The sequence below is a fragment of the Caulobacter sp. 602-1 genome (assembly GCF_003931565.1).
Classification (GTDB): Bacteria; Pseudomonadota; Alphaproteobacteria; order Caulobacterales; family Caulobacteraceae; genus Caulobacter.
On the sequence record NZ_RRYI01000003.1, the window covers coordinates 156046 to 172243 of the forward strand.

Consider the following 16198-nt stretch of genomic DNA (forward strand, 5'->3'; position numbering starts at 1 on the left):
GCTTTCCTCCCGCTCACGGCTTCAGCGTCCGCGCCTTGACCTTGGCCGCACCCTTCAGGGCCAGGTCGGCCGAGGAGGCGCCTACGGCGACCTGATAGTCGCCGCCGGTCAAGGCCCAGCGATTGGCCTTGGCGTCGAAGCTGGCCAGTACGCGCGGGTCGGCGGTCAGCGTGACGCGGCGTGTCTCGCCAGCCTTGAGGTCGATCTTGTCGAAGCCGATCAGCCGCTGGGTCGCCTTGCCCGCCGCCCCCGTCAAATAGACCTGCGGCGCGTCCTTGCCTGGACGCTGGCCGGTGTTGGTGACGTCGAAGCTGACGCTCAGGGTCTCGCCGCCCGTGACCTTCAGATTGGCGTAGGCGAAGGTCGTGTAGGACAGGCCGTAGCCGAACGGGAACAGTGGCTTGGCGCCGGTCTTGGCGAAGCGGCGGTAGCCGACGTCCGCGCCCTCGGAATAGACGACGTCGAACCGGGTCTTCTCCGGAACGGTCAGGCCTGGCAGTTGCGCGCGCGGATACTGGTCGATCGCGGCGGGGAAGGTCATCGGCAGGCGGCCCGACGGATTGACCGCCCCCAGCAGCACGTTGGCGATCGCCTCGCCGCCCTTCGCGCCCGAGTACCAGGCCTCGACCACCGCGCCGGCCTTGTCCAGCCACGGCATCGACACCGGACCGCCGGTCTGCAGCACCACGATCGCGTTCGGATTGGCGGCGGTGACAGCGGCGATCAGGGCGTCCTGGCCGTCCGGCAGCGACAGGTCCGGCGCGTCCTCGCCCTCGCCCATCCACTGGTTGCCAAACACCATGACCACGTCGGCGGCCTTGGCGGCAGCCACGGCGGAAGCGACATAGCGGCCGTCGTCGAAGGTCACCTTGGCCTCGGGCAGCGCCTTGCGCAGCGCCGCCAGCGGCGAGGAGCCATTGAAGTACTGGCTGCGGAACGGGCCCATCATGCCCTCCCCGCCCAGCGGCACGACGCGATTGGCGCCGCCGGGCGGCACGACCTGGGAGGAACCGCCGCCCGACAGCACGCCGGCGTCGGCGTGTCCGCCGATCACGGCGATCGTCTTGACGGTCTTGGCCAACGGCAACAGACCGTCGCGGTTCTTGAGCAAGACGATCCCTTCGGCGGCGGCGGCCTGGGCGACAGCGGCGCCGGCGTCGTAGTCGATCGCGCCGCCCGGCTCGACCGGCTTGTCAAACAGTCCTGCGGCGAACATCGAGCGCAGGATGCGGCGCGCGGCGTCGGAGATACGAGCGGCGGGGACCTCGCCCTTCTGGACGGCCGCCTTCAGCGGTTCGCCAAACCAGGTGGTTCCGTCCAGTTGCTCGCCGGACTGCTGGTCCAGGCCCTTGAGAATGTAGTCGGTGGCGTGGACCGCGCCCCAGTCGGACATCACCCAGCCCTTGTAGCCCCAGTCGCGCTTGAGCACGTCGTTCAGCAGGTGCGGGTTACCGCAGCTGTAGTCGCCGTTGACCAGGTTGTAGGCGCACATCACCGACCCGGGCTGGCCCTTCTCGATGGCGATCTGGAAGGCCAGAAGGTCGCTTTCGCGATGGGCGGCCTCGTCGATCACCGAGTTGGCGAAGTGGCGCTTGGTCTCCTGGCCGTTCAGCGAGAAGTGCTTGACCGTGGAGACGATCCCCTGGTCCTCGATGCCCTTGATCGCCGCGCCGGCCAGGTTGCCGGCCAGCCAGGGATCCTCGCCGAGGTACTCGAAGTTCCGGCCGTTTCGCGGGTCGCGGGCCAGGTTGACGCCGCCGGCCAGCTGGACGTTGAAGCCCTTGGCCCGCGCCTCGCGGCCAACCACAGCCCCGCCGTCATAGGCCAGCTTGGTGCTGAAGGTCGCCGCCAGCGACAGCCCTGACGGCAGCGCCGTGGCCCCGTCGCCCGGGCGCACGTTCAGAGGATTGGTCACGCCCAGGCTGGCGTCGCTCTCGTTGACGGCCGGCACGCCCAGGCGCGGAACGCCGGGAATGTAGCCGGCCGAGCCGATCGCGCCCTCGGGCTTCTTGATGCCGAAGATCGGCATCGACATCGGGCCGTGAAGCAGACCGATGCGCTCGTCGAGCGTCATCTCCTTTTCCAGCAGCGCCGCGCGTTCGTCCGGAGAGAGCTTGCCGTTCATCCAAGGCCGCGAGGGGGCCTGCGCTTCGGCGGCGGAGGCCACGGCGAGCACCGCAAGGCTGGCGGCGGCGATCAGGGGGCGGTTCATGCGGTCGTCCTCAGTAGGTCAGGCCGAAATGGATCGGGTACAGCGGAGCCCTGGAGTCGTGGGGCGCGTCCTCGGCCTGAGCCTCGACGGCCGCCATCGACGAGGGCAGCTCGAATGGCAGCCGGCCGCGCGGCGCGGCCTTGCCCGTCAGGGCGTCCAGGAAGGCTTCGTCGCTGGACCCGAAGTCGCCGATCAGGGCGGCCGCCTTGTCGCGCAGGTTGGTCAGGATCGCCGGCCGATCGAGGTTGACGGCGACGATGGTCGGGACCTTGGCCGAAGCCGTCTTGATGGCCTCGTAGTCGGCCGTTCCATCCTTGAACGACAGGTCGCCCTCGTGCTGCATGGCGCCGAACACGAAATTTGGATGCAGGGTCTCGAAGGGGGCCGCCGTCCGGATGATGGCCAAGTCGGCCTGGGCCAGATCCTCGACCGGGACCAGGCCATGGGCGCGGGCGACCTCGGCCGAGACGCCCCTCAGCCAGACCTTCTTGCCGCTGGCCTTCAGCGGCAACAGGCCGTTCTTGTTCTCCAGCAGCGTCAGCGCCGCGCTCTGCGCGGCCAGCCCCTCGGCGACGAAAGCCTTCGAGCCGACCACTGTGGCGGCGGACTTGGGATCGACATAGGGGTTCTCGAACAGTCCCTGCTCGAACTTGATCGCCAGGATGCGGCGCGCCGCGTCATCAATGCGGCCCTGCGGAATCTTGCCGACCTTGACCGCCGCGACCAGCTCGGCCGTGTCCTCGACGCCGCCGAACTGGTCGAGCCCCGCGTTCACGCCCTTGGCGTAACGGTCGACCTTGCTCAGGCCCTCGACGCCCCAGGCGGTGGAGAGGCCCGCGAAACTGGGCTTCACTCCGGCCGGGAAGCCGTTCAGGCAGGTCTCGCCGCAGTCGTTGGTGATCGCCCAATCCGAGACGACGATGCCCTTGAAACCGTGCTTGGTCCGCAGTTGGTCGGTCAGCAGTTGCCTGGAGAAGCCGGACCCGACCTGCTCGGCCGGCTGGCCGTCCAGCGCCAGGTCCTTGAGGATCGCATAGGTGGGCATCACGCCGACCACGCCGGCCGCGAAGGCCTCGTCGAACGGCTTGACGTGCAGGTCGAACTGACCGGCCGGGAAGACGGCGTAGCGGCCGTAGCTGTTGTGGCCGTCGAAACCCTTGGCCGAGGCGCCGTAGCCGACCCAGTGCTTGACCACCGCCGAGACGCCGTTCGGCGCCAGGTTGGTATCGCCGCCCTGGAAGCCTTGGACATAGGCCTTGACCATGCGGCCGACGAGGTCGGCGTCCTCGCCGAACGTGCCGTTGATCCGCGACCAGCGCGGCTCGGTGGCGAGGTCGGCCATCGGCGACAGGGCCTGATGAATGCCGACAGCGCGATATTCCTGGCGAGCGATGTCGCCGAAGCGGCGCACGAGCTTGTCGTCGCCGATCGCTGCGAGGCCGGTGGCTTCGGGCCATTGCGAGAAGCCGCCGGCGGCGACGCTGGCGCCCGCCACGAACTGGAAGTGGTGGCGCGGATCGGTGCTGATCGTGACGGGCACGCCTAGACGACCCTGCTCGGCGATCGCCTGGACGGCGTTGTTCTGTTCGGCCAGCCAGGCCGGGTCGCCGGAAAGGCGGGTGATGAAGGTGGTGACGTAACGGTCCAGGATCAGGGGTTTCAGCTTGGCGAGGTCATAACCCTGCCCTCGCCCCGGAACCATGCCGCCCAAGGCAGGCAAGGTGCCGTGCATCATCTCGCCAGCCTTTTCCTCCAGCGTCATCCGGGCGACGAGGTCAGCCGCGCGCTGGGCGCTCGACAGTCGCCAATCCTCGAACGGCGAAAGCTTGCCGTCACGATCGAGGTCCCGAAAGCGCAAGCCCTCGACACTGATGATCTTGCCGTCGCGAACGCCGAGGTCAGGCTGGGTTACGGCGGCGGCCGCCGAGCTGAAGGCGGCCAGGACGGCGGTCGAGATCAGGAGACTTCGAAGGGCGAGCACGTTGAACTCCATACAAAGAAGGCCCCCCGGCGCGCAGGATACGCCGGGGGCGCAAGGTCATGGGAAGCTAGAAACTGACTCCTAGACGCAGGCCGTAGGTCCGCGGCGGCGCGTAGAACTCGCCATTGCCGTTGGTCGCCAGGCCGGTGGTCGAGTTCGGCGACGAGGCGGTGCGCACGTCGTCATTCTCGAGGTTGCGGACATATCCCTGCAGGGTCCAGCGATCGTCGGCGCTGGTGTAGGTCAGGCTGACGTCGGTCTTGGTGAAGCTGTCCTGCCGGTTCTGGGCGAAGCCATGGTATTCGAGGTTCTTGCCGCTCTCGTAGTGGCTCTGGACCCGTCCAACGACCTTGGCGCCCGAGGCGATCTCCCAGGTGTGCTGGTAGCCGACGTTGACACTCCAGGTCGGGGTGCGGGCCATGCGGCAACCGGAGAAGTCGGTCGACCGAGGCGCGGCGGCCGCGAAGTTGGTCTTGAAGCAACCCGTGCCGCCGGCGTTGGCGTTGTTGTTAGCGAAGGCGTCGCCCAGCGGCAGTACGAAGTCGGTGTAGCGGGCATGCAGCCAGCCCAGGGTGGCGTCGATGCGATCGTGCTCGGTGACGACGAGATTGCTCTCGAACTCAAAGCCGTACACCCGGGCCTTGTCGGCGTTTAGCGTGACCGACGCGTTCTGCCCGGCGATGGTCCCGACCGCCGTGACCTGGAAGTCGCGATAGTCGTAGAGGAAGCCGGTGGCGTTCAACTGCAGGCGGTTGTCGAAGAAGCGGTTCTTCACGCCGGCTTCGTACGAGGTGATTTTCTCGGGCTCGTAGACGTTGTTCTCGACCCCGTCGTAGTAGCCGCCGGCCTTATAGCCCGTGGCCACGTTGGCGTAGAGCATCGAGCTGCTGGTCAGGTCGAAGTCGGCGCCGAGCTTCCAGTTGGTGGCGTCCCACTTGGCGTCGGCCAGGTTCTTGATAACGGTCGATGTGATCGCCCCGGCCGAATTGGTCAGGAAGGTCCCGCCGTCACGCGCCTTGCGGTCCTCGGTGTAGCGCAGGCCGCCGGTGATCCGGAACCGGTCCGTCACCTCGTAGGTGCCCTGGCCGAACGCGGCGATCGATTTGGCTGTGACTTCCGGCTGGATGAAAGACAGGTACGAGTTGGTCGCCAGGAAGACGCGGAAATCGACATTGTTGTCTTCCGTGAAGCGGTACAGCCCCACGACCCACTTGAGCTTGCCGGTGTCGCCGCCCAGGCGCAGCTCATGCGACCAGGTGGTGTCCTTGCCCTTGAAGTAGTTGGGCGCGCCGGTGCTGGCGTTCTCGCCGCTGCGGTCCAGGCGCGAGAAGTTGTAGCCGGTCAGGTAGGTCAGCGTGGCGAAACCCAGGTCCAGGTCGGCCTGGCTGTGGGCGCCGAAGAACTTGTTGTTGCGATAGAGGTTGGTGGCGCAGTTGCAGGTCCACGGATCGCTGTTGGACAGGGCCGCGCCATAGCTCTTGTCGCCGCCGCCGGCGCCGCCCTGGTGCAGGTAGTCGGCCCCAACCCGCAGCGAGAACGTGTCGCTGGGCTTCCACAGCAATTGAACGCGGGCCGACTTGTCGTCCTGGTCGTAGCGATCGTTGCCACCAGTGCCGGGGCCCTTGTTCAGCGCTTTCACATAGCCGTCGTGGCGCGCGGTCTGGAACGCTGCGCGCACGGCGAGGGTGTCGCTGACGGGCAGGTTGACCATGCCCGAGGTGGTGATGGCGCCGTAGTTGCCAATATCGACCGAGCCATTGCCCTCGTAGTCGAACTTGGGCTGCTTGGTGATCACGTTGATCGCGCCGGCCGTGGCGTTACGGCCATACAGCGTGCCCTGAGGACCACGCAGAACCTCCACGCGATCGACGTCGTAGAACAGCGCGCCCACCGATGTGGATCGGGCGATGTAGATGCCGTCCATGTGATAGGCGACCGCCGGATCGCCGACCTCGGTGACATTGGTGCTGCCGATGCCGCGCAGGAAGACCACGGCCGCGCCCGAGCCACTGGAGCTGATCTGCAGCGCCGGCACCTGCGCCGACAGGTCGACCACCGTCTTGATGCCTTGCGACTCCAGCTTGTCACCCGTCACCGCCGACACGGTGAGCGGGGTCTTCTGGAGGTTTTCACTGCGGCGTTGAGCGGTCACGACCACTTCGTCGAGCTTCACGGCGCCGGCTTCCTGAGCCGCCGCGCCAGGCGCGTGAAAGCTCACGGCCGCCATGGCGGCCGATGCGAACAGGAGACTACGCATCTCTTTCCCTTTGTCCTGCCTGACTCGGAGCGCGCCGACGCGAACGCCGGACGCCACCAACCCAGCGGCGCCATCGGCGCCTGTTTGCGTTTCCTTGGGCCCCTTGTTCCGAGGCCTTTTCCCGACGCAGTCGTCGTCGCCAAGACAGCTACGACAACGTTGTCTTAACCTAGACAGCATGATTACGACAACGTTGTCTATGGGTGTCGTTGTTGACACCGCTGTCTGGAATTTCAGCCAGCGGACGGAATTCGCCTCCGACAAAGCCCCATAGCGAAGCTTTGTTCGCCGGACTAACGCCAACGCCGAAAATCGATCGCGTCGGGCGCGCTTCTGGGCCGATCCGGCCTAGGCCAGAGGCGGGGCGGCCGAGTCCCTCTGGACGAGGCTATAGTCCAATTGACGCGCCGCGACTCGGGCGCGAAACCGCTCGTCCCCGAATCCGTCGATCAGCATCTCGACGGCGGCCTCGGCCATTTCGGCGGTCGGCTGATGGACCGTGGTCAGGCGCGGCCAAGCCGCTTCGGCCGTCGGCGTGTCGTCGAAACCGACCACGGAGAGATCGCGCGGCACCGACAGTCCGTGCTTGGCGGCGGCGGCCAACGCGCCCACCGCCATCTCGTCATTGGCCGCGAAGATCGCCGTCGGGCGCTCGGGCAAGGCTAGCAGGCGCTCTGTCGCGTCGAAGCCGGACAGGCTGAGAAACTCGCCCTTGGCGATCCACTCAGGCCGTGGCTCGACGCCTCGGTCCCGCAGAGCCTCGATATAGCCTTGCCGGCGACGCGCCGCCGAGCCGTGATCGGCGGGACCATCGATAAAAGCGATCCGTCGATGGCCCATGTTCCACAACCGCAGGGTCTGCTCCCGCGCCGCCTTGCGATCGTCCATGAAGACGTACGGCGAGCGCTCGAACTCGCGGTGCGGCGCGATGCGCACGTAGGGCAGACCCGCCGTCTCGACCGCCGCCAGAACCTCGGGATCATCGCAGGTCGGCGGGGTCAGCACCACGCCGTCGAACCGGGCGTCGCGCAAACCTTCGGCGAACCCCTGGACGCCACCTACAGCCTCAGGCGGCAGCACCTGCTCGACCACCAGATGGTAGCCCGCCCGCCGACAGGCGCGCATGGCGCCCACCTGCACCTCGCCCACATAGTGATAGGCTCCGACGCGCATGAAGATCACGCCGATGAGATAGCTGCGGCGGCTGGACAGCGAGCGGGCCGAGACGTTCGGGCGATAACCCATCGTCGCGACGATTTCCAGGACCCGCGCCCGGGTCTCGTCCCCCACGCCCTCTTCCTGGTTGATCACTCGCGAGACCGTCTTGATGGACACGCCAGCGGCTCGGGCGATATCGATGATCGTGATTTTCCCGGTTGGCGGATCGCGCTGCATACGGACACCTATCGAAATCGACAACGCGAAGCGAGGATTTCAAGCGCAAGATTGTCGCGACTTGTTGATCCACGACGGAGCGCCGCCAAGTCCACGACACCAGGCTATAAGTCTGAGGAGATTGGGCCATTCGCCCAAAGCGCCCGCGCGGCCCAGACAGTCTGCATCAGATTGCTCGAAAGCCGGCCCGCCAGCGCTAAGGTTTGGGCGGGCGCGGCCGGGCGCCCAGGGCGACCTCATGTTCGAGGAACGATCATCGCCACCAACCCGAGAATCATTCTCATTTAAATTGATATTGGTTCTCATTCTCTATAGAGCGGCCGCCCAGATGGATCGCTACGGAGTTGGGTTGTGGGTATGGGTAGGGCGCCAGCGGTTTGCATGGCTACGCTGATCAGCATCGCGGGCCTTGGCGGCTCTGGTCTTGCCTGGGCGGACGAGGCGCCGACGGCGTCAGCCGAAGACGAGCCCGACCTGACGATCATCATCACCGCCCGCGCCCGTCAGCTCTATCGCACCCAGGAGACCACCAGCGGCAAGCTTGAGACCCCGCCGCTGGAGTCCAGCCTCAACATCCAGGTCCTGAACGAGGAGCTCATCCGCGACCAGGGCGCCCGCGACGCACAGGACCTCTATCGCAACATCGCCGGCGTCAGCCTGTTCTCCTACGCCGGAGTCACCGCTCGGGGCTTCCGTCAGGAGGAGATCTTCTTCGACGGCCTGCGCGGCGACCCCTATGTCGCCTTTTCGGTGCCGCAGCTGTTCAATGTCCAGCGACTGGAGTTCCTGAAGGGGCCGGCCGGCATGCTTTATGGCCCCGGCGCGCCGGGCGGACTGTTCAACTACATCACCAAGACGCCCAAGGACGAGTTCTCGGCGCGGGCCACGGCGGTGGTCGGCGCCGAGGCGCGCAGGGGTGGTTCGGTCGAGGTCGAAGGCTTCCTGCGAGGCGACAAGGCGCCGGCCACGCGCGTCGGCGTGTTCTACGAGGACCGCAACACCCCGCGCCGCAACTCCGGCAGCGAGGTGCTGATCCTGGACGGCGGGATCAAGACCGATCTCGGCCCGGCGGCCCTGACGCTACAGGCCACCCGATACGAGCAGAACCTGCAGGGCAACCGCCTGCGCGGCGTGCCGACCGACAATCTCGGCCATTTTCTCGCCGACCGGCGCTGGAACCACAACGAGAAGAGCGACTTCCTCGACCTGACGGCCAATGTGCTGCAGGCGCGCGTGGCATGGCCGGTCAGTGAAAACCTGACCGTCGATGCGGGCCTGCGCTACTCGAAAAGCGTGGAGCGCCAGCAATATCACGAGCCGCGCGGCCTGACCGACAGCGACCGAGACGGCGTGCCGGACCTGTCACGCCGCGAGTTCCGCGATCAGGAGCGCGATCTGGAGCAAGTGAGCTTCGGGGCCAACGCCGTCTGGTCGCGCGACTTCGGCGCGGTGCGCAATCGCGTGCTGGTCGGCGTCGACGCCTATCGCAGCGAACTGATCAACAACAACCGGCCTTCTCTGCTGGGCGGCTTCACCGCGGTGGCGGGACTGCCCGCGCCGCTGAGTCTGACCCATCCGGTCTACGGCGTCACGGACCCCAAGACCTACAACCTCAAACCCCGTGTCCGCACCTCGGCCATTCAAGAGCGGTCCGGCGCGTACCTGCTGGAAGAAGCCACGATCGGTCAATTCATCGCCACCGCCGGCGTGCGGTTCGACCGCTATGAGGACCAGTCCGACGCCAGCACCTTCGAGGATGAGAAGGCGACTTGGCGCGCGGGTCTGGTCTGGCGCGCGCGTCCCGACGTTTCGGTCTACGGCCAATGGGCTCAGAGCTATGAGCCGCAGAGCGTGTCTAGTCAGGACCCGCGGGCGGGCGGGCCCTTCGCCCCGACCGACGGCGAGATCCTGGAAGGCGGCGTCAAGACCGAGTTGCTGGGCGGGCGCCTGCAGTCCACCATGGCCATCTACAGGATTGTCCGCGGCAACATGCTGCAGAGCGATCCGCGCGGCGACGTCGACGGGGACGGCATCGACGATCTGGTCGCGTTCGGCGAGGTGACCAGCAAGGGCGTCGAGTTCGACCTGGCCGCCGACCTGACCAACAACTGGGTGCTGACCGGCTCCTACGCCTACAACGACACCCGCATCACCAAGACCAACGGCGCGACGGTGATCACCAACAGCGTCGGCGACCGCTTCGCCAATGCGCCCAAGCACAAGGCCGGCTTCTGGACCCGCTACCAGTTCCCCAAGCTTGGCCTGGCCCTGGCCTTGGGCGGCGACTATGTCGACGTCCGCACCTCGATCAGCGGTCAGAAAGTTCGTCCCTATACGGTGTTCGACGCCTCGGTGATCTACAAGATTGGGCCCTGGTCGACGCTCCTGCGGGTCGACAACCTGTTCGACGAAACCTACGCCGCCTCCGGCTTCATCGACCGCACCGGCCACTTCCCCGGCGAGCCGCGGTCGGTGTTCCTGGAAGTGTCGCGGGAATGGTGAGCGTCGAACGCGCCCAGACGGCGGCGGCGCCTCGGCGCGCTGCCAAGCCCAAGGCCTCGCGCCTGTGGTGGAGCGTCCACCAGTGGGTGGGGCTGAAGCTGTCGATCCTGCTGGCCTTCGTCTTTCTGACGGGGACGATCGCGGTGTTCAGTCACGAGATCGACTGGGTGCTGCGGCCCGCCCTGCGCGTCGATCCGGCGACGGTTCACGGTCCCCTCGCCTGGTCGGCGGCGGCTCGCAATGTCGCAGCCCTGCGCCCCAAGGCCAGGATTCTGTTGCTGGACGCGCCCATTGACCGGGGCTTCGCCCTGACCGCGACGATTCAGAATCCGGACGGCGTCCGCGCCTTCGTCTATCTGCACCCCTCGACGGGGGCGGTGCAGGGCGAGGGGTCGTGGGTCGGCGCTCAGCGCATCCTGCGCAACATGCACCGCCACCTGAACCTGCCCACCCCGATCGGCGTACCGATCGTCTCGTCCCTCTCGATCCTGCTGCTGGTCAGCGTCGGCACATCCTTCGTGGTCTACAAGAAGTGGTGGCGGGGCTTCTTCAAGCCGGTCCGCTGGCGCGACGCCCGCACGGCCATGGGCGATCTGCACCGCTTGGTGGGATTATGGAGCCTGTGGTTCGTGGCCCTGATTGGCGCGACCGGCCTTTGGTACCTGGCCGAGAGCACCGTGGCCAAGGCCCTGCCCTCGCCGCGCGCCAAGGTCGCCGCCGTAAAGCTGGACACCCGGAAGCTGGCCGACCGGCTGGAGACCAATCTCAACGCGGCCCAGGCCGCCTATCCCGGCCTGCGCATCCAGCGCATCGCCTTTCCGGCCGGCAAGGTGGGCGCCTTCCAATTCGCGGGCCAGTACAAGGCCGTTTTGGTGCGTGAGCGGGCCAATGTGGCCTGGACCAACCCGGCCACCGGCGCCGTCGTGCTGCTGACCGACGGGCGCGATCTGAACGCCCATCAGCGCATTTCGGAAATGGCCGACCCGCTGCATTTCGGCACGTTCGGCGGGGTGTGGACCAAGTTGATCTGGTTCGCCTTCGGCCTGGCTCTCACCGCGCTGGCGGTGTCGGGTGTGGCGATCTACGCCTTGCGGCTGTCGCGCGAACAGCGGGCGTCGGCCGTTTGGGCGTCGGCATGGCGCGGCATGGGCGCCTGGCGCTGGCCCGCCCTGGCCGGGATCGGCGTCGCTCTGGCCCTGCTGCCGGCGTTGTTCCTCGCCGCGGGTGGCGACTGACCTGCTCCCGAAAAACTGGACCGGTTTGCGCTAGAATGTTCTCGTTCTGAGGCCCGTGCGTTCGCGCAATGCGTGGTCTTGCCTGGTCAACCGATTGAAGTTGTCGTCCAACTGTCATGGGTGGTCGATAAGCAGGCCCGAGCTTTCCTTGGGCCATCACGCCGGGCATGTCCGCCTGTTTCCGCATCTGTGCGATCGGGGTCGCCGTGCTCCTGCCGGCCCATGCGGCGATCGCCGGCGCGCCCACCAGCCTCGGCGACAACCTCGTGAAACTGGCGGCGGAACGAGACATCGTGATCCTCTACGCGCCGGAACTGGTTGCGGGCCGGAGCGGCCGGGTCTTGCCGCCAGGCCTGTCAGCGCGGGCGGCGATCGAGGCGCTGCTGATCGAGACAGGCGCCAGCGTTCGCGAGGTGCGACGGGGCGTCTTCGTGCTCGAGAAACGCGGCGACGCCGCGTCTCCGCGACCGATGGCGGCGCGCGAAGATGCGCGGCCCAGCGAGGTCGAGGCGGTGACCGTCACGGCCGCCTACGCCGCCAGCCTCGGCCGGTCCCTGGCCCTCAAGCGCACCTCGGCCTATGCGCTGGACGCCGTCAGCGCCGAGGACATCGCCCGCCTGCCAGCCGCCAACGCCGCCGAGGCGCTGCAATTGACGCCAGGCGTCAGCCTGGAGCGACACCGGGGCGTAGGCCTCTATGTCAGCGTCCGAGGCCTGGGCCCACAGTTCCAGAATGTCCTGCTGAACGGCCGCCCGCTGGCCATGAATGATCTCGTCGAGAACGGCGGCTTCCGGGGGCGGCAGTTCCGCTTCGAGGTCTTGCCCGCCGACGTCATCGACCAGATCGAGGTCGCCAAGTCGACCACCGCCGACATGGACGAGGGCGCGTTGGGCGGCAATATCAACGTGCGGACGTTCAAGCCGCTGGATCGCGGGCGAAGCTCCGTCGTCTCGGTGCGCATGTCAGAGGGCCGGGTAGACCGGCCCGATCCGTCCGTGTCCGGCGTGTGGAGCTGGGTCGATGACAGCGGGCGCTTCGGCCTGCTGGCGGGCGGTGTGATCGAGCGACGGCGGATCCGCAACGACCGCCTCTACCAGACCGGCTGGAATTTGAACCGCTTCGCGGCCGTGCTCGGTCCCGGCCTCTACACCCCGACCCGCACGCGGCCGACGATCGAGCTCGAGGACCGCCGCATGGCGTCTGGCGACTTCACCCTGCAGTGGCGGCCGTCGCCGAACTGGCGGCTGGACATCGATCTCCTGGCGACGCGACTGGACGCCCATTACGACGAGTACGGCCTGGACATTTATCCCGATGACGCCTCGATCTCGAACCCGCGTTTTGTGCCGGGCAGTCAGGTCGTCATGGGCGATACGGCGCAGGCCGGGATCATCGAGGACGCTCGCTGGATGGCCTCGCGGGAGACCAGCCTGAACCGTCACGACCTGTTCGCCCTTGGCGTCCACGAGCAGTGGAAGAGCGACGCCTGGACGGTCGACGCCGACTACGCCTTTTCCCGCGCCCGCAGCTACCACCCGGACGGCCGGGGCACGGTCCGCGCCCGCGTCGCCTTCTACGCGCCCCTGGAATACAATTTCGGACACGGGCTGGCTGGCGGCCCCACCCTGCGCACGACACGCGACTATGCCGATCCCGCCAGTTTCGCCGGCCAGACCTTCGATTACACCTGGAAGGACTCGCGCGACACCGACCAGCTCTACCGGTTGGACGCGCGCCGCGACCTCGGGGACAACAAGTTGTCGTTCGGCTGGGAATCGCACATCCGCAAGCGCGACTACCGGCGACGCGACTGGAACCTGGACACCCTGGTCGGCGCGCCGCTGACCAGCCTGGGACCCCAGTACTACGGCCGGACGCCGTTCGACGATTTCCTGTCCGGGTCGCCGGCCGACCTGCCGCGCCGCTGGGTCGCGCCGAACGCCCGCGCTTTCTACGACCTGCTCTACACGCCCGCGATCGCCGCCCAGGCGCCGTCCCTGACGGACCTGCGCAACTCGTTCGTGGTGCGCGAGGCGATCACCTCCGCCTATGCCCGCTACGATTTCGCCGCCGTGCTGGGCCGGCCGGTCAGCGGCGATGTCGGCCTGCGCTACGCCCGCACCCGCCAGACCTCGGTCGGGGTGGTCTCCAGCGGCGACGACCCGCTGCCCGTTCAATGGCGCAAGGACTATGGCGACTGGCTGCCCAGCGCCAACCTGCGGGTCGACTTGACATCGAACCTCTTGCTGCGCTTGGCCGCCTCGCGGGTGGTCAACCGGCCCAACGTCATCGACAGCGCCCCGCGCATCACGCTGGCGCGCGACACCCCGACCGCCAATGGCGGCAATCCCGAGCTGGCCCCGTTCCTGGCCACCCAGGCGGACGTCTCGCTGGAATGGTACTTCCCCGGCGGCGGAGCAGTCAGCCTGGCGGCGTTCGACCGGCGGCTGGACAACTACATCACCGCCCAGAACACCTTCATCGACGTGCCGGGGCGCGGTCAGATCCTGCTGTCGACCAACGTCAACGGCGGCGACGCGCGGCTGCAGGGTCTGGAGGCCACCTTCAGTCGGGTGTTCCGCGAACTGCCGGCGCCGTTCGACGGGCTGGGCGTGCAGGGCGCGGCGACCCTGGTGCGCAGCCAGGCCAACTATTTCGCCGGCGACCGGGTGATCCGTAACGCACTGCTGGGTCTGTCGCGCTCAACCTGGAGCGCCGTCGTTTTCTATGAAAAGGGCCGCGGCTCTGTGCGCCTCGGCTACAACTGGCGCGGAGCGTACCTGACCTCGATCGGCAGCTCGGTCACCGCGCCGGCGACCACGGCGGCGTTCGGCTCGCTAGACGGCGCGGCTTCATGGCGGCTAAGCCGCCACGCCACCCTTTCCCTGGAGGGCGTCAACCTGGCCGACGCCCGCCGCTACGTCTATGGCCAGACCCGCGACCAGCCGATGGAGATCCATCACTGGGGCCGGTACCTGTCCGCGAGGATGAGATGGGCGTTCTGACCTTCCGTGGCGCGGGCGCGCGCGCCGATCCGCCCGATGGGCCCAGCGAGTCCGCGCCAGTCAGCCCGCCGCTGGCGGCGCCGCGCTTCGAGGCTCTGGTGTCGCGCTATCGTCGTCCGCTGCTGCGCTTCTTCCAGCGCCGGTCGGTCGGGGTCGAAGACGCCGAGGACCTGACGCAGGAGGTCTTCATGCGGCTATCGCAGCGGTTCTCGCGCCTGCACTGGGGCAATCCGGACGGGCTGGTGTTCACGGTCGCTTCCAACGCCCTGGTTGACCACGAGCGGCATCAGCGCTCGCGCCAGCGCGGACGCCACGTCGAGGTCGATCCCGCCCTCCCCGCCGACGAGCCCACGGCCGAGGCGACCCTGGCCGGACGCGAGCGGCTGGCCAAGCTGGTGGCGGCCCTGGACGACCTGCACCCGAACGCGCGCGCGGTCTTCGTGCTGTGTCGGTTCGAAAACCTGACCCAAGCCGAGGCGGCGGCGCGGCTGAACCTGTCGCTGAGCGCCGTCGAGAAGCACATGATGAACGCCCTGGCGCACCTGCGCGAAGCCATCGAGACCGCGCATGACGCCTGACGACGACATGGATCCCCGCCGCCTGATGGCGGCCAGCCTGACCCGCCCGCTGAGCGCCGCCGAACAGGCCGCGCTGGACGCCTGGTCGGCCTCGTCCGCCGAGGCGCGCGAAGAGATCGCTCGCACGCGCGAGGTGTGGCTGGCCATGGGCTTGGCCGCCGACGATCCGACCGTCCGCGCCCTGCGCCGAGACGTCCGCCGTGAGGCGCGCCTGGATCGCCCGGCCGCGCCGGACCGTCGCCCGCTGATCGCGGGCCTCACCCTGCTCGCCGCCGCCCTGGTCGTGGGCGTGGTCGTGAAGATCCAGCCGCAGGTCGACACCTATGCCGCGCCCGCGCACGCCCCGGCCCGATTGACACTGGCCGATGGCAGCCATGTCGTGCTCAGCCCCGGCGGCCGCCTGACAACCCGCTTCAAGGCCCGCGCCCGCGATGTCTCGCTGGACGCCGGCGACGCCTTCTTCGAGGTCGCGCACGACAAGACCCGACCGTTCGAGGTGGCGACCTCGGGCCGGACGCTGACCGTGCTGGGCACCCGCTTCAACGTGGCTGGCGGCGGTCGCCTGACCGTGTCGCTGGTCGAGGGCTCGCTACGCGTCAGCCAGCCGGGCGCGGCCAGCGTGCTGCTGCGTCCCGGCCAGCGCTATGTCGGGACATCCGGGGTGGGCGGCGACGCCCAGGCCGGCGACGTGAAGGCCGACGCGGCCTGGACCGACGGCCGCGTCGTGCTGGCCGATGTCAGCCTGTCCGAAGCGGCCGAACGGCTGTCGCGCGCCTCGGGCCGTCACGTCGCGCTGACGGATCCCGCGCTGGCCCGCCTGCGCCTCTCGGGCTCGCTGGACATCGGCCGGATGGACGACGTCGGCGCGGCTCTGGAGGCCCTGCTTCCGGTGCGTGCGCGCCTCACGCCCGAGGGGGACCTGAAGCTGTCTCCGGTCGCCGGTTCGTCTCGGCACGGATAAAATATAGACTTTTCAACAGGATCGTCGCAAATATTTCACCGATGCCGGAGTGAGGTTCGGCGTCGCCCCCTT

General features: G+C 68.0%; 9 protein-coding genes. 5 read left to right on the plus strand and 4 right to left on the minus strand.

Going from position 1 to position 16198, the window contains the following annotated elements; all coding sequences use genetic code 11:
- Nucleotides 1-13: 13 nt before the first annotated feature.
- From EIK80_RS09725 to EIK80_RS09740, 4 genes are all read right to left on the minus strand, one after another.
- A complete protein-coding gene (locus tag EIK80_RS09725) occupies nt 14-2212 on the minus strand; it encodes a beta-glucosidase (protein ID WP_125156793.1) in 2199 nt (732 codons plus the stop codon).
- A gap of 10 nt (nt 2213-2222) precedes the next feature.
- Nucleotides 2223-4193: a glycoside hydrolase family 3 protein gene (locus EIK80_RS09730; RefSeq protein WP_233586534.1), complete on the minus strand. Its 1971-nt coding sequence runs from the start codon at nt 4191-4193 to the stop codon at nt 2223-2225.
- A 67-nt stretch (nt 4194-4260) separates the two neighbouring features.
- Nucleotides 4261-6450: a TonB-dependent receptor gene (locus tag EIK80_RS09735; protein WP_125156795.1), complete on the minus strand. Its 2190-nt coding sequence runs from the start codon at nt 6448-6450 to the stop codon at nt 4261-4263.
- A 348-nt stretch (nt 6451-6798) separates the two neighbouring features.
- A complete protein-coding gene (locus EIK80_RS09740) occupies nt 6799-7845 on the minus strand; it encodes a LacI family DNA-binding transcriptional regulator (protein WP_125156796.1) in 1047 nt (348 codons plus the stop codon).
- A gap of 381 nt (nt 7846-8226) precedes the next feature.
- Between EIK80_RS09740 and EIK80_RS09745 the strand changes: the two genes are divergently transcribed.
- The 5 genes from EIK80_RS09745 (at nt 8227) to EIK80_RS09765 (ending at nt 16126) form a co-directional block, all read left to right on the plus strand.
- Nucleotides 8227-10347: a TonB-dependent siderophore receptor gene (locus EIK80_RS09745; protein ID WP_125156797.1), complete on the plus strand. Its 2121-nt coding sequence runs from the start codon at nt 8227-8229 to the stop codon at nt 10345-10347.
- Nucleotides 10341-11582 carry a PepSY domain-containing protein gene (locus EIK80_RS09750; RefSeq protein WP_125156798.1) on the plus strand — a complete coding sequence of 414 codons (1242 nt, stop codon included), beginning with the start codon at nt 10341-10343 and terminating at the stop codon, nt 11580-11582. The genes EIK80_RS09745 and EIK80_RS09750 overlap by 7 nt, the downstream gene beginning before the upstream one ends.
- A 167-nt stretch (nt 11583-11749) precedes the next feature.
- On the plus strand, nt 11750-14587 hold the full coding sequence (locus EIK80_RS09755; protein WP_125156799.1) for a TonB-dependent receptor: 2838 nt from the start codon (nt 11750-11752) through the stop codon (nt 14585-14587).
- Nucleotides 14575-15165, plus strand: coding sequence for an RNA polymerase sigma factor (locus EIK80_RS09760; RefSeq protein WP_125156800.1), 591 nt, complete (start codon nt 14575-14577; stop codon nt 15163-15165). Before EIK80_RS09755 ends, EIK80_RS09760 begins: the two co-directional genes overlap by 13 nt.
- On the plus strand, nt 15155-16126 hold the full coding sequence (locus tag EIK80_RS09765) for a FecR family protein (RefSeq protein ID WP_125156801.1): 972 nt from the start codon (nt 15155-15157) through the stop codon (nt 16124-16126). Before EIK80_RS09760 ends, EIK80_RS09765 begins: the two co-directional genes overlap by 11 nt.
- Nucleotides 16127-16198: the final 72 nt, after the last annotated feature.

Excerpts from the sequence above, each read along its gene's own strand:
- EIK80_RS09750 (WP_125156798.1), top strand. The coding sequence starts at position 10,341 with ATGGTGAGCGTCGAACGCGCCCAGACGGCGGCGGCGCCTCGGCGCGCT.
- EIK80_RS09755 (WP_125156799.1), top strand. The coding sequence starts at position 11,750 with ATGTCCGCCTGTTTCCGCATCTGTGCGATCGGGGTCGCCGTGCTCCTG.
- EIK80_RS09740 (WP_125156796.1), bottom strand. The coding sequence starts at position 7,845 with ATGCAGCGCGATCCGCCAACCGGGAAAATCACGATCATCGATATCGCC.
- EIK80_RS09745 (WP_125156797.1), top strand. The coding sequence starts at position 8,227 with ATGGCTACGCTGATCAGCATCGCGGGCCTTGGCGGCTCTGGTCTTGCC.
- EIK80_RS09735 (WP_125156795.1), bottom strand. The coding sequence starts at position 6,450 with ATGCGTAGTCTCCTGTTCGCATCGGCCGCCATGGCGGCCGTGAGCTTT.
- EIK80_RS09765 (WP_125156801.1), top strand. The coding sequence starts at position 15,155 with ATGACGCCTGACGACGACATGGATCCCCGCCGCCTGATGGCGGCCAGC.
- EIK80_RS09760 (WP_125156800.1), top strand. The coding sequence starts at position 14,575 with ATGGGCGTTCTGACCTTCCGTGGCGCGGGCGCGCGCGCCGATCCGCCC.
- EIK80_RS09725 (WP_125156793.1), bottom strand. The coding sequence starts at position 2,212 with ATGAACCGCCCCCTGATCGCCGCCGCCAGCCTTGCGGTGCTCGCCGTG.